General features: G+C 64.4%; 17 protein-coding genes. 5 read left to right on the forward strand and 12 right to left on the reverse strand.

Annotated elements, in window-relative coordinates:
- The first annotated feature begins 34 nt into the window (after positions 1-34).
- Positions 35-802, forward strand: a complete 768-nt coding sequence (locus NTZ43_02705) for a M48 family metallopeptidase (GenBank protein MCX5766122.1) — start codon at positions 35-37, stop codon at positions 800-802.
- Between the two features lie 16 nt (positions 803-818).
- Here the strand turns inward: NTZ43_02705 and NTZ43_02710 are convergent, their stop codons facing one another.
- From NTZ43_02710 to NTZ43_02725, 4 genes are read right to left on the reverse strand one after another with little or no spacing between them, the layout of a single operon-like run.
- The gene (locus NTZ43_02710) at positions 819-1,643 is read right to left on the reverse strand and encodes a purine-nucleoside phosphorylase (GenBank protein MCX5766123.1); all 825 of its coding nucleotides are present in this window, start codon (positions 1,641-1,643) and stop codon (positions 819-821) included.
- Positions 1,640-2,686 (reverse strand): adenosine deaminase, encoded by a 1,047-nt coding sequence (gene add, locus NTZ43_02715; GenBank protein ID MCX5766124.1) that lies wholly within the window; start codon positions 2,684-2,686, stop codon positions 1,640-1,642. Before add ends, NTZ43_02710 begins: the two co-directional genes overlap by 4 nt.
- Positions 2,683-2,925, reverse strand: coding sequence for a hypothetical protein (locus NTZ43_02720; protein MCX5766125.1), 243 nt, complete (start codon positions 2,923-2,925; stop codon positions 2,683-2,685). The genes add and NTZ43_02720 overlap by 4 nt, the downstream gene beginning before the upstream one ends.
- On the reverse strand, positions 2,922-6,140 hold the full coding sequence (locus tag NTZ43_02725; GenBank protein MCX5766126.1) for a 5'-nucleotidase C-terminal domain-containing protein: 3,219 nt from the start codon (positions 6,138-6,140) through the stop codon (positions 2,922-2,924). The genes NTZ43_02720 and NTZ43_02725 overlap by 4 nt, the downstream gene beginning before the upstream one ends.
- 165 nt (positions 6,141-6,305) lie before the next feature.
- Here NTZ43_02725 and udk point away from each other — a divergent pair, with 165 nt between their 5' ends.
- The 4 genes from udk to NTZ43_02745 all read left to right on the forward strand — a co-directional run bounded on the left by udk (position 6,306) and on the right by NTZ43_02745 (position 11,126).
- Positions 6,306-6,932, forward strand: a complete 627-nt coding sequence (gene udk, locus NTZ43_02730; GenBank protein MCX5766127.1) for a uridine kinase — start codon at positions 6,306-6,308, stop codon at positions 6,930-6,932.
- Entirely contained in the window at positions 6,929-7,660 is a 732-nt protein-coding gene (locus tag NTZ43_02735) for a response regulator transcription factor (GenBank protein ID MCX5766128.1), read from the forward strand. Before udk ends, NTZ43_02735 begins: the two co-directional genes overlap by 4 nt.
- 11 nt (positions 7,661-7,671) lie before the next feature.
- Entirely contained in the window at positions 7,672-9,384 is a 1,713-nt protein-coding gene (locus NTZ43_02740; protein MCX5766129.1) for an ATP-binding protein, read from the forward strand.
- 98 nt (positions 9,385-9,482) lie between these two features.
- Positions 9,483-11,126, forward strand: coding sequence for a Ppx/GppA phosphatase family protein (locus NTZ43_02745; GenBank protein MCX5766130.1), 1,644 nt, complete (start codon positions 9,483-9,485; stop codon positions 11,124-11,126).
- A 33-nt stretch (positions 11,127-11,159) separates the two neighbouring features.
- Here NTZ43_02745 and ppk1 read toward each other — a convergent pair whose 3' ends face one another.
- The 8 genes from ppk1 to pstS all read right to left on the reverse strand — a co-directional run bounded on the left by ppk1 (position 11,160) and on the right by pstS (position 20,078).
- The gene (gene ppk1 / locus NTZ43_02750) at positions 11,160-13,349 is read right to left on the reverse strand and encodes a polyphosphate kinase 1 (GenBank protein ID MCX5766131.1); all 2,190 of its coding nucleotides are present in this window, start codon (positions 13,347-13,349) and stop codon (positions 11,160-11,162) included.
- Positions 13,350-13,401: 52 nt separating this feature from the next.
- Positions 13,402-14,124, reverse strand: coding sequence for a phosphate signaling complex protein PhoU (phoU, locus tag NTZ43_02755; GenBank protein MCX5766132.1), 723 nt, complete (start codon positions 14,122-14,124; stop codon positions 13,402-13,404).
- Entirely contained in the window at positions 14,121-14,954 is an 834-nt protein-coding gene (gene pstB / locus NTZ43_02760) for a phosphate ABC transporter ATP-binding protein PstB (protein MCX5766133.1), read from the reverse strand. The genes phoU and pstB (NTZ43_02760) overlap by 4 nt, the downstream gene beginning before the upstream one ends.
- Complete coding sequence (gene pstB, locus NTZ43_02765) at positions 14,951-15,793, reverse strand: phosphate ABC transporter ATP-binding protein PstB (protein MCX5766134.1); 843 nt, start codon at positions 15,791-15,793, stop codon at positions 14,951-14,953. The genes pstB (NTZ43_02760) and pstB (NTZ43_02765) overlap by 4 nt, the downstream gene beginning before the upstream one ends.
- Positions 15,786-16,733: a phosphate ABC transporter permease PstA gene (gene pstA / locus NTZ43_02770; GenBank protein MCX5766135.1), complete on the reverse strand. Its 948-nt coding sequence runs from the start codon at positions 16,731-16,733 to the stop codon at positions 15,786-15,788. The genes pstB (NTZ43_02765) and pstA overlap by 8 nt, the downstream gene beginning before the upstream one ends.
- Entirely contained in the window at positions 16,730-17,737 is a 1,008-nt protein-coding gene (pstC, locus tag NTZ43_02775) for a phosphate ABC transporter permease subunit PstC (protein MCX5766136.1), read from the reverse strand. The genes pstA and pstC overlap by 4 nt, the downstream gene beginning before the upstream one ends.
- Positions 17,738-17,827: 90 nt before the next feature.
- Positions 17,828-19,033, reverse strand: coding sequence for a hypothetical protein (locus NTZ43_02780; protein MCX5766137.1), 1,206 nt, complete (start codon positions 19,031-19,033; stop codon positions 17,828-17,830).
- A gap of 43 nt (positions 19,034-19,076) precedes the next feature.
- On the reverse strand, positions 19,077-20,078 hold the full coding sequence (gene pstS, locus NTZ43_02785) for a phosphate ABC transporter substrate-binding protein PstS (protein MCX5766138.1): 1,002 nt from the start codon (positions 20,076-20,078) through the stop codon (positions 19,077-19,079).
- Positions 20,079-20,400: the final 322 nt, after the last annotated feature.

Here is a 20,400-nt window from a genome sequence, read left to right on the forward strand (position 1 = left end):
TGCCGTCACGTTTCTAGCCACCTCCGCGCTGGCCGTGACCCTGGCGGGTTGCGCCATCAACCAGGCGCAGGAAGTGGACATGGGGAAGAACTATTCCACCCAGATCGCCAAGCAGCTTCGGCTGGTGCAGGACCCCGACATCACGGCGTATATCAACTTCTTGGGCGACTCGCTGGCTCGGCTCACGGAGCGCCGAGACCTGGAGTGGCACTTTGAGGTGGTGGACGATGTGGACGTCAACGCCTTCGCTGTGCCCGGGGGCTACATCTACGTGAATCGGGGGCTCATTGAGCGCTCCAAGACGATGGCGCAGGTGGCCGGCGTTATTGGCCACGAGATTGGCCACGTGGTACGGCGTCACTCGGTGAAGCAGATGCAAAAGGCGCAGGGCGCCAATCTGGTGGTGACGGCGGGTTGCCTGCTGAGCCGTGTCTGCGACGGCAGCGTAGGACAGACGGCCATTCAGCTGGGCGGCGGTTTGGTGTTCTCCAAGTTCAGCCGCGATGACGAAGCCGAAGCAGACGCCGAGGGCGTGCGCCTGATGGTGCGCGCGCGCATTGACCCGCACGGCATTCCGGAGATGTTCCGCATTCTGCTCGATGAGCGAAAGCAGACGCCCGGCGTGACTGAGTCGTTCTTTGCCTCGCACCCGCTCGAGGAAAACCGCATCGCAGCCTCGTCGGCGCTGATCGCCACCTATCCGGCAGGCGACCTCAAAGGGCTCGCGACCGACTCGCCGTTCTTTCAGGCGTTCAAGAAAAAACTCGCGGCGCTCCCGCCTCCGCCCAAGAAAAAGAGTTGAGCGGAGGGAAACGGCGCTAGAGCTTGGCGATAAACGCCGTGACGAGGTTGGCGAAGCGACCGGCGGCCTGCTTTCCGACCTCTACGACATCCGCGTGACTAATCGCGTCTGCGGTGATCCCCGACGCGAGGTTGGTAATGAGGCTCACGCCGGCGACTTCCATACCGAGTGCCGCGGCAACAATCACCTCTGGCACAGTGGACATGCCCGTGGCATCGGCGCCGAGCTTCTCGAGCATCCGCACTTCAGCGGGCGTCTCGTACGTTGGGCCGAGCAAGCCTGCATAGACGCCGGCCGCAAGCGGCACGCCGGTTTCCTTGGCGCTCGCCTGCAGCAAGGCAATCAATCGCGGCGAGTACGGTGCGGACATGTCGGGGAAGCGTGTGTCGCCGTCTTCCACTGGCCCAATGAGCGGATTGCGGAACATCAGGTTGATGTGATCTTCGATCAACATCAGGTCGCCGGGCTTAAAGGTGCGCCGCACGCCGCCAGCCGCATTGGATACAAAAAGCACCTTGGCGCCGAGCGCACGCGCGACCCGTACGGGAAATGCCGAGACGCGCGCTTCGTGCCCTTCGTACATGTGAAAGCGCCCAGCGAGCGCGAGGATTTCTTTGCCGCCGAGGAATCCGCGAATGAGTTCGCCTTTGTGCCCCTCAACGTGCGTGGAGAAGAACCCCGGGATTTCGGAGTAGTTCGCGCGCGTGGGCTGCTCGATGCGATCGGCCAGCTCACCGAGGCCCGAGCCGAGGATGATCGCGGCGACCGGCGCCTGCACGCCAAGTCGATCAGACACAGACCTCGCCGCGGCCTTGGCCGCCGCACTGCCATGCAAGTTCACGGTGCTACCTCAGAACGGAGAACGGCGAACTCGCGGTCGACGCGTTCGAGCAGCTGACGTTTTTCGTCGGGCTCCAAGAAGGCGGCGTCGAAACCCATACGAGCCAGCCGGCACAACTCATCAAAACTGAAATGCAAATCCTGCGCGGCGTGTGCGTATTCGTCGGTGAGCGTGACGCCGCTCATGAGCCGGTTATCGGTGTTCAGGGTGACCTGGAGCCCGCGGTCGAAATACGCGCGCAGCGGATGCGAGGCGTAGTCCTTGGCGGCGCGCGTCTGCACGTTGCTCGTGAGGCAGGCCTCAATGACAATGCCTTTTTCGCCGAGTTCGTCGGTGAGGCGTTCGTCCTCGATGAGCCGCGTGCCGTGCCCGATGCGCTGGGCGCCGCACACGTGCACCGCCTCGCGCACCGATTCCGCGCCGGCACCCTCGCCCGCGTGACAGGTGCAGAACATACCGTGCTCGCTCGCGTGGCGAAATGCAGCCTGATGGAGCGCGGCTGGATGCCCTGCCTCGCCCCCGGCGAGATCAAAACCCACCACGCCTTGTCCGCGCCAGCGCGCGGCCAAGTGTGCGAGCTCCAACGACACACTTGGGGACAAATGGCGCAGCGAACAAATGATGAGCCGGCCCTGAATGTTGTGCGCATTTCGCGCGCGCTCGAGGCCGCGGAGTGGGGCGTCCACGGTTTCGTCGAGCGTGAGTCCCCACTGCTGATTGAGCACCGGCGCGTAGCGAATCTCGATATAGCGCACGCCGTCGGCCGCCGCATCTTCGGCGAGTTCGTAGGTAATGCGTTCGAGCGATGCGGCGCTCTGCATCACGGAGAGCGTGGTGTCGAAGCGCGTGAGGTAATCCTCGAGGTGCCGCGCGTCGCGCACGTACATATGATGGGCCAGCGCCTCAGGGGTGGTGGCGGGCATTGGCACGTCATGTTCGCGCGCGAGTTCGAGCAACGTTGAGGCGCGGACTGAACCGTCGAGGTGACAGTGCAGTTCGGCTTTGGGAATACGGCGCAGCAGTTCCGGGGGGAGTGCCGTCACGACGCGTCCTGCTCGCGGAGCGACCGCGCGGAGACAATGCGATACACCGCGCCGCCCGTGGCGAGGCTGTCGACCGCTACTGGCAGACCACGACTGTCGGTCATGGCGCGGTCACCGGCCACCACGGCGTCGGCGACGGCGGCATCGTGCGCGCGCACGGCGTCGAGGGCGGTGGCGCCGCGCGCGAGCGACACGGTGGCGCCGTTCACGAACGCGGTAATCACGTCTGGTTCAGTCATGGGGCAACGGAGATGAGGCGCGGAGCAGCGTCGGCGGTCACGGTACCGCCCGGACGAGAGGACAAATATGCGATGAGCGCGTCGAGATCGATCACGCCAGGCGTTTCGGTTGCGGTCGCGGCTTTGGCGAGCGCCACGTAGTCCGCGTTGTCGGAGACGAAGATATCGGGAAAGACGAGCGTGTACGAGCGATCGTCATCGAGCAACTCCGCAGCGACGCGGGCTTCCACAATGCGAGCGCCGGCGGGTTTGGACTTGTCGTAGCGCACCGTCACACCACTCACGTGATTGCGCGGCGCGTCACCGCGCACGAGCGACTCGAGATACACGCGCAGTGCGCGCCCGGGCACGCGGAGCTTCACGAGCTGATTGGCGAACGGTTGAATCTCAAAGAGCGCGCCGTAGGTGGCCGGCCCTGCCGCGAGGTTCGCGCGAATGCCACCGTTGTTCATCAACCCAATATCAGCGTTGGTGGCCGCACGTTCGGCGTCGGCAATGAGATTCCCGAGCGCGTACTGCGCGCCGGTGCGCTCCATGGCCGTGGCCACCGTAACGATAGGGCGCGAGACGAGCGGCGCCACGGCCGCCAGCGCGCTCTTCAACAGCGCGGCAACCGCAGGGTCTGGGGTAATGGAATCGCTGGTGACGGTCCACACATCGTGCTTCATCTGCGTGGCGCGCGCCGCACGATCCACGGGGAGATCAATCACGGCGAGCGAGCGGCCGCTCGACCGTGCCTGCACGATGGGCACGCCGTTCACCTCGGTATTCACCAACGAATGCGTGTGGCCGCTGACAATCGCATCCACCGGTTCGGTGATCTCGCGCGCGAGGTCGAGAATCTCGCCCGCGCAGCCCGTGTCGCGACTGCAGAAGGCCCCCGCGTGCGCGACCACCACCACCACATCCGCGCCACGCGCACGAAGCGAGCGCGCACTCGCATTCACCGATGCGGCCGGCGGATCGAAGCGTAGCCCAGCGACGTTGCTCTTTTTGCTCATCGACGGCGTGGCCGGCGTCGCCACACCGATAATGCCAATCTTGAGACCACCGCGTTCGACGATGGTATCAGCACGAATCCACGACACGGCGCTGCCGTCCGTGTTGCGTACGTTCGCGGCGAGGATAGCGAACCGCGCGCCCTTGATGCGTGCGCGAAGCGAATCCTGCCCCCAATCAAACTCGTGATTGCCGAGCGCGGTGGCCGCGTAGCCGAGTGCGTTGTAGAGGGTGACGATCGGCCGGCCGAAGGCGAGGTTCGACGCCGGGGTGCCTTGAAAGAGGTCGCCGCCGTCGACGAGAATGGACACGCAGTTTGCAGCGCAATCGACTTCGGCTTTGTGAATGAGCGCCGCCACTTGGGCGGCGCCGCCGCGAAGTCCGTTATTGCCGTCGGGGCGCGGTTCGAGCGCGCCGTGAAAATCGTTGGTGGAGATAATGCGCAAGATGGCGGGCCGGCCCGCGCGCGACGGCGCCGCTGGCGACGCCGCGGGCGACGAAGCCGTCGCCGGTGCTGCCGGCTTTGCGGGCCGCACCGCCTCAAAGTCACCAGCGCCCGTAATCGCGCGGAGCGCCTGCGCCGCGAGCGCTGCAGGAGTCACGGACCAGTTGCGCACGAAATAGTCCGACGGCCGCAGGGTGCCGCGGCGTGTGACTTCGTCGATGAGCAGTTGGCGGATTTCGAGTTGTTTGTCGTGCACCACCGGCGCGCCGTTGAGCATCGCGTAGCCACCAGCGCCCCCCGCACGGTAATTCGAGAGCGCGATGGTAAACGAATCGCCGTCGCGCACCGGCTTGCCGCGCACGCTGAGCCCCGCGACGCGCGCGCCTGCGGGCTTGGTGAGATCGATTTGATAGTCCGCGCCGGCGACCATTTCGAAGTTGTAGCCCGGGATCTTCGGATTGGGGCGCACTTGGAGCGCGTCTCCGGAACCGGTGACGTCGAAGTAACTCGCGCTTTGTTCGAGATATGCACGCAACTGCGCTCCAGAAATGCGCAACGATTTGAGCGTGTTGTCGTAGGGATACAACTGTGCGAGTTGCGCGACGGTAATCGGCCCTGCCGCGATTTTGACATCGAGCGAGAATGCCGCGGCTGATGCGAGATCGGCGCCCGCGGCCTTGCGCATGGTTTCGAGCACAAAGTCCATGATCGGTGTGTCGGCCACTCGGGCAGAATCGGCGCGCCACGTGATCTCCGTGCGCCCCGCAACTGTACCGGCGTATCGGCGCGCGGCGTCGTGGGCCTTTGCGACAACGGCGATCAGCGCCGGCTGTTCGGCGTGCCCCGCCGCCTGAACAATCGACGCATGTTTGCCAATGGGACGCCAGGTGGCGCCGCGAATCTCAAACTGCAAATGCGCCACCGACACACTCGTGGCCCAGTTGCGCGGCTGCGTGAGTAACACGCCATTGATCGACGTGTCGGCGACCTCGCGGTGCGAATGGCCGTATACGATCGCATCGATGCCCGGCACATCCTGTGCGAGCCGAGCCACTGGATTCTCCGCGGTGAGCCCCGTCGAGACCGTGTCATCGCCCGTGTCACCAGACAGCCCAGCATGCACGACCACCACCACCACATCCGCGCCGCCGTTTCGCGCTTCGTCCACCGCCTGTCGCACCTCGGCGATGATGTCGCCGATGGTGAGCCGCCCAACGAGTTGCTCACGGTCCCACACCATTGAGCCGGGCGTCGTCGCGCCAACAATCGCGATTTTGAGACCACTTCGTTCCACGACGGTGAAGGCCGACCAGGCACGCTTGCCGTCAGGCGTACGAACATTGGCGGCCAGAAACGGAAACGTTGCCCCGGCCATCGCGCGGCGAAGCGTCGGGAGCCCGTAGTTGAACTCGTGATTGCCCACCGCCGCGGCGTCGTAGCGCATGGCGTTCATCGCCGCGATCACCGGATGCACGCCAGTGGTATCGATGCGCGCAGCGGCGTAGGTGAGCGGATTGCCCTGCAGCAGGTCGCCGGCGTCTACCAGAATCACCCGACCCGGGTTCGCGGCACGGACCGAATCGACGATCGTCGCGGCGCGCGTGAGTCCGCGGGCGGCTTCGGCGGTGTCGGCGTAGTAGTCCCAGCCGCGTAACCGGCCGTGGACGTCCGTGGTCGAGGCGACAATGATGTCGACGGGGAGCCCTTGCGCCGGCAACTGGACGGCGAGAGCCAAGAAGAGGGCGCCAAGCGCCGCACGGGTGCGTTCCATAGGCTAAACCTATGCTGGACACCCGTTTGGAGGGAGTGTGCCGAGGGCGTCCGGAGGTACGCGTGCTGGCCGGGGTGCGATACAGAACCGTGACAGCCCCTTCCTTCTCTTTCCTCCTTGCAAACCTGAGATTTGTAACGAAGGGTTCAAGGGCATATTTACAGTATGAAACCTCTGATTATTGGCATCGCTGGCGGGTCTGGATCGGGGAAGTCCACCGTAGCGCGGAAGATTGCCGATTCGATCACGCCGGCATCGGTCGCGTTTATCGATATGGATGCGTACTACCGCAACCATGTGGAGCTGACGCTCGACGAACGGCGCCATCTGAACTGGGATCACCCGGACGCGTTCGACCTCGACTTGCTGGCGCAACATCTCGATGCGCTGTCGCGCGGCGAGCCGATCCAGAAGCCGGTATACGATTTTGTCACGCACCTGCGCGACGATCGCACGGTGCGGGTCGCGGCCGCAGATGTGATTGTGCTCGACGGCATTCTGCTCTTTGTAGATGAGCGGGTGCGCGCGCGCTGTGATGTGAAGGTGTTTGTGGATACCGATGCCGACGTGCGGCTCATCCGGCGCATTCGCCGCGACATGGCGAAGCGGGGTCGGCCACTGGATGAGATTCTCGAGCAATACCTCACGACGGTGCAGCCCATGCACCTGCAGTTCGTAGAACCCAGCAAGCGGTACGCTGACATCATTGTTCCGCGAGGCGGCCACAATACCGTGGCCATCGACTTGATCATCTCGACCATCCTGCGACGCATGGGTAGTGCACCCTCATGAACGCCGAAGCAACCGCTGCTGACCGCATTCTCGTGGTGGACGATGAGCCCGACATCGTCGCCCTCGTGGTCTACCATCTGGCCAAGGCGGGCTACAAAGTTTCGTCGGCACAAACGGGGCCGGACGCGCTCGCCATCGCGCGACGCGAACGACCGGCGTTGGTGATTCTCGACCTCATGCTCCCCGGCCTTTCGGGGTTTGAAGTCCTTGAGCAGCTGCGTGCCGACCGCGCCACAAAGCACGTCGCCGTCCTCATGCTCACGGCGCGGCGCGAAGAGCCCGATCGCATTCGCGGTCTCACTTTGGGCGCGGACGACTACCTCACCAAACCGTTCAGCCCGCAAGAACTCGTGTTGCGGATTAGCGCCATTCTCCGTCGCACCTCCGGCGGGATGCCCACCGCCGATGTGATCACCATCGACACCATTGCCATTGATCGATCGGCCCACCGCGTCACGCGCGACGGCGCTGAGATTGAGCTGACGCCCACGGAGTTCAAGCTCTTGCTCACGCTCGCCGAGCGGCGTGGGCGCGTACAGTCGCGCGGGCACTTGCTCGAAACCGTTTGGGAAGCGGCGCCCGACATTCAGACGCGCACCGTGGACATGCATGTGCAGCGCCTCCGCTCCAAACTGGGCGACGAAGGCGAACTCATTGAGACGGTGCGCGGCTTTGGGTATCGCCTGCGGTCGCCGGACGGCACACCCCCTAGCAAGCTCGCGCGGTAGCGGCACCTTCTATGCGACTTCCCACTCGGCTCCTGCTCGGCGCCCTGACCATCGTCGGTGTGCTCGCGTTGTTTCTCACGCTCGTTGTGGATCAAAAGTTCTACGATCGACTCTCGGTGATGGCGACCGAGGGGTTGGCGCGTGAAGCGCAACTCGTGGCGGCGGAATGGACGCCGAATGTGAACGCCGAGGAGTTGGCGGCACGAGCCGCGCGCGCGAGCGGCCATCGCGTGACGCTCATCGATTCCACGGGTCGCGTGATTGGCGACTCTGAGTTTCGCGGTGCGTTGTTGCAGCAGTTGGAAAATCACGCATCCCGTCCCGAAGTGGTACAGGCGCGCGCGACCGGTCAGGGATCGGCGCGCCGCCAGAGTCCGTCGGCGGGCGACTCTGAGCTGTATGTCGCCGTGCGGTCGCCGCTGGGCACGGCTCGTGTTTCGCTTGCCACGGTGACACTTGACGCGATTATTGCATCGGCGCGGCGCGACGTGGCCGTGGCGAGCGGACTCGCCATGATGGGCGCGCTGGTGCTCGCGTGGCTCTTCGCGACGAATGTGTCGCGCCCGGTCCGCGAGTTGCGCGACGTGACCCGCGCACTGGCTGAGGGCGATTTTTCGCGGCGCCCCGCGCTGGCCGCACCGGGAGAAGTTGGCGAGCTCGCCGACGCGGTGCATCGACTTGCCGAACAACTGGCGATTCGAGTGGAGGCGCTTCGCGCCGAAGAAAACGTGATGCGCGAACTCGCCGAGTCGCTGAACGAAGGGATTTTTGCGGTGGATCAGCGCCAGCAAGTGGTGCGCATCAATGACACCGGCCGCGCGCTGCTCGACCGCCGAGAGCCGTTGCCGTTTCCGTTTGACATTCTGCCGCGCGAACGCGCGCTCCGCGATGCGCTGGCGTCAGCGCTCGCCGGCGACACGGTGCGCGAAGTGGAAGCGTCCTTTGGTGGCCGCACGTTCTCCATTACGGCACGCCCGCTCGAGCAAGGGGGCGCGGTGGTCGCGCTCCTCGACCTCACGCGGTTGCGCCGACTCGAAACCGTGCGGCGCGACTTTGTGGCCAACGTCTCGCACGAGCTCAAGACACCGCTGACGGTGGTGCGCGGATTCGCCGAAACGCTCGCGCAGGATGAGCCGGACGCGGAGACGCGCCGCCAGTTCACGACCACGATTCTGAACAACACGCGCCGGATGCAGCGCATTGTGGATGACCTGCTCGATCTCTCGCGCATTGAGTCAGGCAGTTGGGTGCCAGAGCCGGTGCAGGCGGATATTGCCTCTGCGGTGGCCGACGCCCTCGCGGTGGCGCGTCCGGCGGCGGATGCCAAGGGCATTGCGTTGCACGCCGAAATTGACAGTGACACCGCGCAGGCCTTTGCCGACCCTACTGCGCTGCGCCAGATCCTCGGCAACCTCGTGGACAACGCGGTGCGCCACACGGCGAAAGGCAGCGTGACGGTGTTTGCGACGCGCGCCGATGGACGCGTGACCGTTGGCGTCCGCGACACGGGCAGTGGCATTGGCGCGGAACACCTGCCGCGCATCTTCGAGCGGTTCTACCGCGTGGACCCAGCGCGCTCGCGCGCTGAGGGCGGCACCGGGCTGGGGCTGGCCATCGTGAAGCATCTGGTGGACGCACACGGCGGCCGCGTGTGGGCCGAGAGCGACGTAGGCCGCGGCACGACGATTCGCGCGACCTTTCCCGACGCGGCGCTCCGCGGGTAGCGTCAGCCCGTTTTATTGCCGTACCCCACTCCCGAAAATCCTCGACTGCTCGGGCTCGGCAAGCACAAGGCGCCCGCACGCACCATATTATCGGAGCCATGACCGTCCTCCCGATCCCCCGCCTGCAGCTCGGAGAGCATTCGTCGCGCGCACCGCGCGCCGAGGGCGAGCAACGCATTGCCGCGATCGACATTGGCTCCAACTCAATCCGCCAGATTGTGGCCGACGTGAGCGCGAGTGGCACGATTCGCGTCGTGGACGAAATGAAAGCGGCACCGCGCTTGGGGACGGGGCTACACGCGACCAAGCTCCTGGCCCCGGAACCCATGCGCCTCGCGCTCGAGTCGCTGGCGCGGATGGCGACACTCGCACGCCAGCTCGGCGCGAGCCGAGTGGTGGCGGTGGCCACCAGCGCAGTGCGCGACGCAACCAACGGTTCGCTCTTTCTCCAGCGCATTCGCCAGGAGACGGGTCTCAAGGTGCGCATTCTCGTCGGCGAGGAAGAAGCGCGCCTCGCCTACCGGTCGGCGCTTGCTCACTTTGAGCTCGGCAAGGGGCGCGCCGTTGTCATCGACATCGGCGGCGGCTCGCTTGAACTTGCGCTCGCGGCTGAGGGATTGGTGGAGCACCTGACGTCGCTCCCGTTTGGCGCGCTGCGCCTCACCGAGCAGTTTTTACGCGGGGGCAAGCGGTCGAAATCGATTCGCAAACTGCGCAAGTTCGTTCGTGAAGAGATCAAAAGCGCGATTCCCTCACGCGACTGGCGTGGCGCGACAGTCATTGGCTCCGGCGGTACATTTACGAACCTCGCCGGTATTTACCTCGCCCGTCAGGGGATGCAGGCCGCGCGCACCGTGCATGGCACAAAGATTCCGCGCGCCGAAGTGGAGCATGTGCTCGACTTGCTCTCGGAGATGTCGCCGGATGAGTTGCTGGCGGTGCCGGGACTGAACAGCGGACGAGCGGACATTATTGTGGCCGGCCTCGCCGTTGTGGCGGAAGTGCTGGCACGGGTGGAGCCGCGTGACCTTACGGCATCCGCGTTCGGCATTCGCGAAGGGCTCCTGCTCGACGTCGCGCGCGTCATGCCAACGATCGCCGATCCGGGCGAAGCGCGGCAGCGGTCGGTGCGTGAGTTTGCAGAGCGCTGCCACTACGAGGAGCTTCACTCGCGGCAAGTGCAGCGACTGGCGCTCCAATTGTTTGACGCGCTGGGCAAACGGTTGGGCTGCGCGCCGGAAGACCGGCTGGTGCTTTCTGATGCCGCGCTCCTGCACGATGTGGGCTACCACATCAACTATCAGGGGCACCACAAACACTCACAGCACCTGATTCTCCACGCGGACCTTCTCGGGATCGCCCCGCACGAACAGGTCGTGATTGCTCACGTCGCGCGTTACCACCGCGGGTCCGTACCGGATGCGCGCAAACACGAAGCGTTCGGCCGGCTCGACAAACCGACCCGCCAGCGCATCATCCGTCTCGCGGCGCTCTTGCGCGTGGCCGATGGATTTGACCGTGGTCACATCGCGGCCGTGGACACGCTCCGTCCGCGACGCACCACGCGCGCGCTCCGCATTACCGCGACGCCGGTACCCAAGGCGAAGTCGCTGCGATTGGAGTTGTGGGGCGCGGCCCGCAAATGCACGCTCCTGGCGGAACTGCTTGGCACACCCGTGGACATCGTGGGGCCCGATGGCGTTCCCGTACGTCCTGCGGAGATGGACGAAGTCGTCGAATAGCGCCCGCCGTTTCGTCGCGGGCGTCGACGAGTGTTAGCCGAAGAGCTCGGCCCGTAGTTCACGCGGCACGGCGATTTCCCGAGACGCCGTCATACCATCGCGCAATCCCGCAGCGTCACGCGGCTGTGCCCAAGCGTCACGCTGGAATGCACGGTGCGCCGCTTGTTCGCGCGCATCACCAGGGGTGCGTTGCACATACTGCCCGTCGGCGGTGAGTTCCCACGCGTTCCGGTTGTCGGTGAGGTACGTCTCAAGCACGGCCGACAACTTCGCATGCCAGCGCACATCTTCGATTGGCACGACTGCTTCCACGCGCCGGTCGAAGTTGCGCGGCATCCAGTCGGCGCTGCCGATGTAGTACTCTCCCGCTCCATCATTCGCAAAGAAACTCATACGCGAGTGCTCGAGATAACGCCCGACCACGCTGGTCACGCGAATGTTCTCGCTAAGCCCCGATACCTGCGGACGCAGGCAGCAAATGCCACGGACAATGAGATCGATGGCCACCCCCGCCTCCGACGCGCGGTATAGTGCGTCGACGGTCTCCGCGTCCACGAGCGCGTTCATCTTGGCGATGATGCGCGCCGGACGCCCGTTCCGTGCGTGTTCGGCTTCACGATCAATCAGCTGGATCATCCGGTTGCGCAGGCCGCTCGGTGCGACCACCAGCTTGCGATACACGCGCTGCCGCGAGAATCCGGTGAGCATATTAAAGATGTCGCTCACGTCGGCGCCAATCGCTTCGCTGCACGTAAACAACCCCATGTCCGTGTAGACGCGCGCTGTTCGGGAGTTGTAGTTACCGGTGCCCATATGCACATAACGGCGGAAACCGTCGGGCTCGCGGCGCACCACCAACGCGAGCTTGGCATGCGTCTTCAGGCCAGGCACACCATACGCCACGTGTACGCCGAACGATTCCAGCTCGCGCGCGAAGTTGATGTTATTCGTTTCTTCGAAACGTGCCTGGAGCTCCACTAACACGGCCACTTGGATGCCGCGCTGCGCGGCCTGCGTGAGGGCGCGCACAATCGCACCGTCAGCGGAGGTGCGGTAGAGCGTCATCTTGATGGCGAGCGTGTTGTCATCGCGCGACGCCGCTTCGATGAACTGCTCCACTGTTGCGCCAAACGACTCAAATGGGTGGTGCACGAGCAGGTCGCGCTCACGGATGACGTCGAAGATAGATCGTTCGGCGTCGCGGAGCTCCTGTGGCACCGCCGCTTGAAATGGCGGATCGCGGAGTTCAGGGAGATCGCGCGACGACAACGAGAGTAGCTCACCGAGGTCGAGCAGTGGCCCGGCGTCATACACTTCGCGTTCGCCGAGCTGTTCAAACTCCGGATCTTCACTCTCGCGCAATTCTTCGAGCAGCAGCGCCCGGAGTTCGCTCGGCATCCCCGTTTGCACTTCCAAGCGCACGACTTCACCAAAGCGGCGCTGGAACACCTGCTCTTCGATCATAGCGAGCAGATCTTCCGGCTCCTCGGTATTCGAGACCTCAAGATCGGAATAGCGCGTGATGCGGAAGGTGTGCCATCCCACCACCTGCATCCCGGGAAAGAGCCGACCGAGATGCGAGCCGATGACGGCTTCCATCGGCACGAACTGGTGCGGGCGCCCGTCCACTGGCACCCAGCGCGGGAGCGACTTCGGCACTTTGACGCGCGCGAAATGATCCGTCCCACGCTCGGGATCACGCAGTTCGACAGCGAGTGAAATACTGAGATTGGAGATGTACGGGAATGGATGCCCAGGATCGACGGCGAGCGGCGTGAGCACTGGGTACACGTTGCGCTCAAAGAACGCATCAACCTGCTCGCGCTCGGGTCCTGAGAGCTCCGACATCGCCAAAAGGCGTACACCGTGCGCAGCCAGCGCCGGCAATAGTTGCTCATGCAGGCAGGTGCCCGCCTGTGCCAGCAGCTCCGCCACGCGTCGCTCCACGCGCTCCAACTGATCGCGCGCGGTGAGACCATCTGGCGGCGTCTGCTGCACGCGCGCCGATACTTGGCGACGCAGGCCGGCCACGCGCACCATGTAGAACTCGTCGAGGTTCGAGCTGAAGATGGCAAGAAACTTCAGCCGCTCGAGCAGTGGGTTGCGCACGTCGAAGGCTTCGGCGAGCACCCGCGCATTGAACTCCAGCCACGACAGCTCGCGATTGAGAAAGCGCGAGGGTTGGGTGCGGAGATTCTGGTCTACGGCCTGCAACGTGCTCATGGTGAAATATCGCTCAGGGTCGTGCGCGGGGGGGGGCGATCAGCACGCCGAGTTAGCGCTCCTCGAAATTATGCTTGATTTGCTTGCCTTCGGCGAGGTAGACCGCGTCTTCGCCCACATTGGTGGCTAAGTCCGCTACCCGCTCCAAGTTACGGCTCACCAAGAACAGTTCGAGGGCGGCGGTAATGGCCTTGGGATCCTCCAACACGTGCGTAATCACGATGCGAAACACGGAGTCATTGAGGGCGTCCACCTGGTCGTCCATGGCGCAGACGGCACGGCCGAGCACGCCGTCAGCGCGCACGAACGCATCGAGCGCGTCGCTGAGCATGCGGCGCGCGCGGCGCGCCATATCCTCGATTTCCGGCGACGGCACGATGTCGCCGCGTAGCTGCGAGAGCCGGAGCGCCGACTGCGCAATGTTCACCGCATGATCGCCCACCCGCTCGAGATCACTGGAGATCTTGATGGTGCTGACGATAAAGCGCAGGTCGCGGGCCATCGGCTGTTGCAGGGCGAGCAGCGAAATGGCCAGCTGCTCCACCTCGACTTCGAGCTGGTCCATACGATGGTCGCCAATGATTACCGCTTCGGCCTTTGCGTCATCGCGATGCAGCAGCGCGTCCACCGCGAGCTCCACGAGCGACTCCGCTCGCTCTGACATCTCGAGAAGCAGTTGCTTGAGGTCGCGCAGCTGCTCGTGAAAATGCCGGAACGCCGGCGGGCCTGCTGGCATTTCGCCCTCGGCCGCCGCGCGCGTGGTGTCCGTGTTCATCCAAACCTCCCGGTGATATAAGCTTCCGTCTGCGCTTCGCGCGGACTCGTAAACAATGCTGCGGTATTGCCGATTTCGATCAGGCGTCCCATAAAAAAGAACGCGGTGCGGTCCGACACACGGGCCGCCTGCTGCATGTTGTGCGTGACAATCACAATCGTCAGTTCACGCTTCAGCTCCACGAGGAGCTCTTCGATACGCTGTGTCGCGATTGGATCGAGCGCCGAGCATGGCTCATCCATCAACAGCACTTCGGGGTCGTTCGCCAGCGCGCGCGCGATGCACAAACGCTGTTGCTGTCCACCGGAGAGCCCGATGGCCGATTCTCGAAGGCGATCTTTGACCTCCTCCCAGAGGGCGGCGCGACGCAGCGCCCCTTCTACCACTTCATCGAGTTTGGCACGGTCCGTTTCACCGTTGATGCGCGGACCAAACGCCACATTCTCATAGATCGATTTGGGAAAGCAGTTCCAGCGCTGAAACACCATCCCCGTACGCTGGCGCAACGCCACGACATCGGTACCGCGCGCATAGATGTCGGCATCGTCGAGAAATATCTTTCCTTCGTGCCGCGTGCCGGGAATCAACTCATTCAACCGGTTGATGGAGCGCAAGAATGTGGACTTGCCGCAGCCCGACGGTCCAATGAACGCCGTGATCGACCGCGCCTGAATGTCCATCGTGATTTCGTGCAGCGCCTGTTTCTTGCCATACCAAAACGAAAAGGCGCTCGCGTCAATTAGTCCCGGCGTGCCGGGCACGCCAAAGCCGGTCGGCCGATCAAGGATCGGCTCGCGCACCATCTGTTCCGTCAACGAGCCGGGGCTCACCCGAACCGTCCCGTGATGTAGGCTTCGGTTCGCGCGTCCGCGGGCGCCGTGAAGATCTTGGCCGTGGGGGCGCACTCCACCATTTCGCCATGCAGGAAGAACGCCGTGACGTCGGACACACGTGCCGCCTGCTGCATGTTGTGCGTCACCATCACGACCGCCACATCCTTCCGCAACTCGTACACCAACTCCTCGACACTCTGCGTGCTGATTGGGTCGAGTGAGGCCGTCGGCTCGTCGAGGAGCAAGACCTCGGGGTCGGTGGCAAGCGCGCGGGCGATGCACAGCCGCTGTTGCTGCCCGCCGGAGAGACCGGTGGCCGGCGCACCGAGGCGATCTTTGACTTCGTCCCACAGCGCCGAGCGGCGAAGCGCACGTTCGACAATCGCCTCGAGCTCACGCCCCGTCGGACTGGGGCGATGCACCTTGAGCCCAGCGGCGACATTCTCGCGAATCGACATCGTCGGAAACGGCGTCGGCTTTTGGAACACCATCCCGACGTGCTTTCGAATGGCGGTCGGATTGACGCGTGGATCAAAAATATCGTGGCCGTCGAGCAACACGCGCCCAGTCGCGGTGGCGCCACTCACGGTTTCGTGCATCCGATTGAGGCAGCGCAAGAAGGTGGACTTGCCGCAGCCCGACGGCCCGATGATCGCGGTAACGCGGTGGTCGAGCACGTCCATCGAGACATCCTTCACCGCTCGCTTGCCACTGAATGACGCCGAGAGTTCTTCCACGCGAATACGCGCGGCGACCGGCGCCTCATCGGCACCGCCGCGCTCCACGCGGAGCGTAGTGATCGGCCGGCTCATCGTGGCCACGGGGCGCTCACTCACTGCCGCTGTCGACACGTGACTGCGTTGCCGCACGGGCGACGAGGCTGATGGTGAGCACAAGGGCAATGAGGACGAGGGCGCCTGCCCAGGCCTGGCGATGCCAGTCTTCATACGGACTCACCGCGTATTGAAAGATCTGCAACGGGAGCGCTGCAATAGGCTTGTTGAGCGAGTACGAGCGAAACTGATTGCCGAGCGCCGTAAACAACAACGGCGCGGTTTCGCCAGCGATACGGGCAATGGCGACGAGCGCTCCCGTCACGATTCCCGCCGTGGCCGTGCGGAGCACCACCGTGATTGCCGTACGCGAACGCGAATACCCCAACGCGAGCGCGGCTTCACGGAGTGACTGCGGCACGAGCCGAACCATTTCCTCCGTCGTCCGCGTCACCATCGGCACGAGCATCGCGGCCAACGCGACGGCACCGGCCCACGCCGAGAAGTGCCCCAGCGGACGCACTAGGAACTCCCACGCAAAAATGCCCATCACAATCGACGGCAGGCCGTTGAGCACATCCGCCAAGAAGCGCACCACGGTGGCAAGCTTGGTGGCGCGTCGTTCGGCGACATACAGCCCCGCCCCGATGCCAATCGGCATGCCGATGGCCGCGCCAACACCCACCACCATCAGCGTGCCGAGGATGGCATTCGCCATACCGCCGCCGACCTCACCCACGGACTTTGGATCCTGCGTGAAGAACGCCACGTTGAGCGACGACAACCCCGAACGCCCGAGGTGATACACAATGAGCACGAGCGGAATTACAGCGATCACCGCAGACAGCGCGAGCAACGTCACCATAATCGCATTCACCACGCGGCGGCGGCGAAGCGTGCGCGCGGTGCGGGCCACCGCATTCCGCTGCCGCGCGCTCGGCCGCGTCTCACGCGCGTCATGCGCGTTCAGCGAGCCGGCGGGCACCGTCTGCAGCGGACTCATGCCACCTTCCGTGTACCGCCGCTCGTCTGCCACACGAGCCAGCGGGCCACAAAATTCACCAACAACGTGATCACGAAGAGCACAAAGCCCACGGCCATCAACGCCGAGAGATGCATATCGCCCGAGGCTTCGGCAAACTCGTTGGCGATGAGCGATGCAATGGTGTAACCGGGAGCGAAGAGCGAGGCGGCAATCTCGTGGCGGTTGCCGATGACCATCGTCACCGCCATCGTCTCGCCGAGCGCGCGTCCTAGGCCGAGGATGATGCCGCCAATGATTCCAGAGCGGGCAAAGGGCAACACCGCCCCGACGATCGCCTCCCAGCGCGTGGCACCGAGCGCCAGCGCTGCTTCACGCTGTGACCGCGGCACGGCAAGCAACACTTCGCGCGAAACCGAAGAGATGTACGGCAGGATCATGATCGCCAGCACGACACCGGCGGCGAGCATCGACGGCCCGTATGCCGGGCCACTGAAGAACGGCGTGGCACCCAAGTGCAGCGTGTCGCGCAGAAAGGGCATCACCGTTTCGCGCAGCGCGGGCACGAGCACAAAGATTCCCCACAGCCCGTAGACCACGCTGGGAATAGCGGCGAGCAAATCAATCAAAAAGCCAACGGGCTGACGCAGCCAGCGCGGGGCAAACTCGGCCACGAAGATAGCGACGCCAATCGCGAGCGGCGTCGCGATCACCAACGCAATCACCGACGACACGATGGTGCCGTAAATGGCCGGCGCGGCGCCAAAATGCTCGGCGGCGGGGTCCCAGTCACTTGAGGTCAAAAACCCGAAGCCGAAGTGCTTGAGCGCTGGCCATGCCGCCATCGTCAGCGCGATGATGAGCAGGACCAACAGCAACGGCACACACATCGCGAACGCCGTGAGCACGGCGTCGTAGATACGATCCGACCACCCGCCGCCCTGAAGGTCCTGCCCGTCGATGGCAGTATTCGGGGTCCCCTGGCCGGAATCAGGCAATGGGGCGGCGGCGTTCGAGGGCGTCATGGAGACCTTAAATAAAGAAGAAGCGGGGGGCCTTTGATACGGCCCCCCGCTCCCCGGTACAGACTCGTGACAGAGTGGCGGTCCGACGGGCTAGAACGCCGCCGAGAGGTGCAGGAAGAGCACGTTCGTCTGGACCACCTGGGAACCGCTCGCACGTCCCAGATTCTGGATATCGAGCGACAGCGAGGTCTTCTGGTTCAGGTCGTAAATGATGCCGGCGATCAGCTGCTGGTTGGCCGCAGAGGTCGTCTGGGTCCCCGTGGCCGAACGCTGGTCGGAGTACGGCTTGAAGTTGTCGAGGCGGGCAAAGAGCTGCAGCGGCGACTTGTCCTTCGGCTCGGCGATCTCAAAGGGCCGGACGAGCACAAACGCCGAGGTCAGGGTGCCGCTGTTGGTGTAGGTGCCGCGGGCCGAGGCGGCGGTGTTCGCGCCGGTCTCGATCGTTTCGGTGCGCTGAGCAAACTCGGCGCCCGCCGTAAAGCGGCGGTCCTTGATGCCCGCGAACACGCCATAGCGGTTACGGTTGAGCGCGTCGCTGACCGTACCCACCTGGCCGGTGCCGCCGTTCTGGAACTTCGAAGCGGTGGAACCGAGGTACGCCCAGGGCGAAATCGTGAAGGTCTTCAGGAACCCGCTCTCGGCGCCGAACGGCGTCAGCGAGATGCGCGCCGACATGTCCTTGAAGCGGTCGGTCTCAGCGGCGCCGTAGCCCGGACCGTTAGCGATGCTGGCGTAGATCTCGCCCCATTTGTTCGGGAGCGTCACGAGGCCGGCGACGCCGACGTCGGACGAGGAGAAGAATCCATTGCGCTCGGCGGCCACCTGCGACACCCAACGCGGCCAGAACCCTTCTTCGTGATCGATGAGCGAGGTGTGCAGCATGCCGAAGCGCGCCGTGGCGTTGAAGCCTTTCTCGCCGCCGATGTCATGCAGGAAGTTGTACTGGAAGTAGGCGTACTTGAGGCGAATGGTCCACCCCGGGTAGTAGCCGTTCGTAGCGGCGGTCGTGTTGTTGAACACGTCCGTCGAGACGCGAATGCTGCCATCATCGCCGGCCGGCATGCGGAAGTTCAAATACACGCGTTCCACGTCGAACTTATTCGCGGCGTTGCCCGCGTTGCCCGCTTTGGCCGCCGAGTCCGATGCGTAGCGATAATTGGCGAGAATGACGCCGGAGAAGTCGAGCGCCGGAGTGACCGGCTTGACGTCCTGCGCAAGGGCGGACTGCCCGGAGAGGAGCGTCACTGCCGCAATCGTGGCGAGCAAGCCGCGGCGCAGCGTCGTCGAGAAAGTCATGAGTCTCTTGGTTCGTGAGAGGACTGAGCGAGCGACGCGGCCGTTACTTGGCGACCGCGATGGATGCCACACGCGCCTTCACCTGCTTCACCACGGCGGAGGGGAGCGGCGCATAGTCGAGCCCAGCAGCCGTCGCCTGTCCATCGACCAACATCCAGTTCAGGAAGTCCACCAACTTCTTGCCCTTGGCGGCATCGGCCTGCTTCTGGTAGACCAGCAACCACGTCATCGAAGCAATCGGGTACGCGCTCTTGCCCGGCGCGTTGACGATCGACACGCGGAAGTCGGTGTCCTTCGGCAGGCCCTTGGCCACGCCCGCAGCGGCGTCGGTGATCGTCTCGGTGGACGCCGTCACGAAGTTGCCGGAAGCGTTCTTCACGGCGCCGAACGAGATCTTGTTCTGACGCGCGTAGATCAGTTCCACATAGCCAATGGCGCCGGGAAGCTGCTGGACCTGACCGGCCACGCCTTCGTTGCCCTTACCACCCAAACCAACGGGCCACTTCACATCCTTGCCCTTGCCCGGCCCCTTCGCCCATTCGGGGCTCACGGCGGTCAGGTAGTCGGTCCAGATGTAGGTGGTGCCGCTACCGTCGGAACGGTGCACGACGAGAATGTCCTGCGCAGGAAGCGCCTCACCCTTGTTGATCGCGGTGATGCGCGGGTCGTTCCACTTAGTGATTTTGCCGAGGAAGATGTCGGCGATCACATCGCCGCTGAACTTGAGCTGTCCCTTGGCGCCCGGCACGTTGTACACGACGACCACACCGCCCATGACGGTCGGGATGTGGAGGATCGGGCCGCCCTTGGCCTTCCCCATTTCGTCATCGCTCATCGGGCCGTCGGTCGCGCCAAAGTCCACCGTCTGCTCGGAGATCTGGCGCACACCGCCGCCGGAGCCGATCGACTGATAGTTGATCTTCACACCGCTCTTCGCGGCGTAATCGTTGAACCACTTCGAATACACAGGATACGGAAACGTGGCGCCGGCGCCGGTGAGGTCCTGCGCGGCAGCGGGAAGAACGGCGCCTGCGATACCCAGCAAGGCGAGCGCGGCGGAACGGAAGGCACGAAGAGTCACGGTGTCTGCTCCTTACGGTTGAGGGGGAGGCAGAAAGCTGCTCTGGCTCCGTCACGGTGTTGCGAGTTCGCGGTAACGGACGAGTAACCCGCCGAGAAAGCCGAGGCCGCCCATCATCGCAGTCGGTGCTTCGCTGCTACTGGCCGTGTCATTCGGAGAACCGGCCTGCGCCGTACGAATCCAGTCCGAATGTCACGAAGAGAACGTTGTGTAACGACTGTCACGGCGAAGCCTCGCGCCCGTAACGGGGACGTAACAAGCCTCTCGCGCTCCGTGACCGCGGCCC

The sequence above is a fragment of the Gemmatimonadota bacterium genome (genome assembly GCA_026387915.1).
In the GTDB taxonomy this organism is placed as follows: Bacteria; Gemmatimonadota; Gemmatimonadetes; order Gemmatimonadales; family Gemmatimonadaceae; genus Fen-1231.

Excerpts from the sequence above, each read along its gene's own strand:
- pstA (MCX5766135.1), bottom strand. The coding sequence starts at position 16,733 with ATGAGTCCGCTGCAGACGGTGCCCGCCGGCTCGCTGAACGCGCATGAC.
- ppk1 (MCX5766131.1), bottom strand. The coding sequence starts at position 13,349 with ATGAGCACGTTGCAGGCCGTAGACCAGAATCTCCGCACCCAACCCTCG.
- NTZ43_02725 (MCX5766126.1), bottom strand. The coding sequence starts at position 6,140 with ATGGAACGCACCCGTGCGGCGCTTGGCGCCCTCTTCTTGGCTCTCGCC.
- NTZ43_02735 (MCX5766128.1), top strand. The coding sequence starts at position 6,929 with ATGAACGCCGAAGCAACCGCTGCTGACCGCATTCTCGTGGTGGACGAT.
- phoU (MCX5766132.1), bottom strand. The coding sequence starts at position 14,124 with ATGAACACGGACACCACGCGCGCGGCGGCCGAGGGCGAAATGCCAGCA.
- udk (MCX5766127.1), top strand. The coding sequence starts at position 6,306 with ATGAAACCTCTGATTATTGGCATCGCTGGCGGGTCTGGATCGGGGAAG.
- pstC (MCX5766136.1), bottom strand. The coding sequence starts at position 17,737 with ATGACGCCCTCGAACGCCGCCGCCCCATTGCCTGATTCCGGCCAGGGG.
- NTZ43_02745 (MCX5766130.1), top strand. The coding sequence starts at position 9,483 with ATGACCGTCCTCCCGATCCCCCGCCTGCAGCTCGGAGAGCATTCGTCG.
- NTZ43_02740 (MCX5766129.1), top strand. The coding sequence starts at position 7,672 with ATGCGACTTCCCACTCGGCTCCTGCTCGGCGCCCTGACCATCGTCGGT.
- NTZ43_02720 (MCX5766125.1), bottom strand. The coding sequence starts at position 2,925 with ATGACTGAACCAGACGTGATTACCGCGTTCGTGAACGGCGCCACCGTG.
- NTZ43_02780 (MCX5766137.1), bottom strand. The coding sequence starts at position 19,033 with ATGACTTTCTCGACGACGCTGCGCCGCGGCTTGCTCGCCACGATTGCG.